The organism is Mesorhizobium sp. WSM4850, from assembly GCF_055811735.1.
The window spans coordinates 1-1,143 of record NZ_JBVVPV010000139.1; the positions used below are offsets into that span (position 1 = coordinate 1).

A 1,143-nucleotide genomic window follows, 5' to 3' on the forward strand; every position below is an offset into this window, starting at 1 on the left:
GCGCCCTCAACAGCGCTGTAGCGAGCGAGCGGCGCAGCGGCGGTCATCGATGTTCTTCGGTAGGGTTGGGTTGCTGACACAACCTGATTCGAAGGAACCATCGATGACCAACGACATGATGAACCTGCGCACGCTCGTAGAGAAGACCCCCGATGCCGATATCCTGCGCGAGATGATCGGCTTTGCCGCCGAGCGGCTGATGGAGCTGGAGGTGGGCGCCGCCACCGGCGCGGCCCATGGCGAGAAGAACCCACTGCGGCTTGTCCAGCGCAACGGCTACCGCGACAGAGACTGGGAGACGCGGGCCGGCACCGTCGAGCTGCGCATCCCCAAGCTCAGGAAGGGCTCTTACTTCCCGAGCCGCGGCGCATGGCCGAGAAGGCGCTGATCGCCGTCATCCAGGAGGCCTACGTCCAGGGTATCTCGACGCGCTCGGTCGACGACCTGGTCAAGGCGATGGGCATGAGCGGCGTCTCCAAGAGCCAGGTCAGCCGGCTGTGCGAGGAGATCGACGGCAAGGTGAAGGCCTTCCTCGACAGGCCCATCGAGGGCGACTGGCCCTATCTGTGGATCGATGCCACCTACCTGAAGGTGCGCCGCGGCGGACGCATCGTCTCGGTCGCCGTCATCATCGCCGTCGGTGTCAACGCAGACGGCTGGCGCGAAGTGCTGGGCATGGAGGTCGGCACGTCTGAGGCCGAGCCGATCTGGACGGAGTTTTTGCGCAAGCTGACCCGCCGCGGCCTGCGCGGCGTCAAGCTCGTCGTTTCCGATGCCCATGAAGGCATCAAGGCGGCCGTCACCAAGGTGCTGTGCGCGACATGGCAGCGCTGCCGGGTCCATTTCATGAGGAACGTGCTGGCGCATGCCGGCAAGAGCGGCGCCGCGTCGCACGGCCTTCATCGCCACCGCCTTCGCCCAGGAGACGGCCGAGGCCGCCAGCACCCAATGACGCGCCGTTGCCGACCAGATCCGGCCGAAGGTGCCGAAGCTGGCGACAATCATGGACGATGCCGAGCCCGACGTGCTCGCCTACATGACCTTCCCCAAGGAGCACCGTGCCAAGCTGCATAGCACCAACCCGATCGAGCGCCTCAACGGCGAGATCAAGCGCAGGACCGAGGTCGTCGGCATCTTCCCCAA

Annotated in this window: 1 pseudogene; it reads left to right on the plus strand. The window is 65.9% G+C overall.

Going from position 1 to position 1,143, the window contains the following annotated elements:
* Positions 1–103: 103 nt before the first annotated feature.
* A pseudogene (locus tag AC0L2Z_RS35270) lies at positions 104–1,143 on the plus strand (IS256 family transposase); the annotation flags it as partial.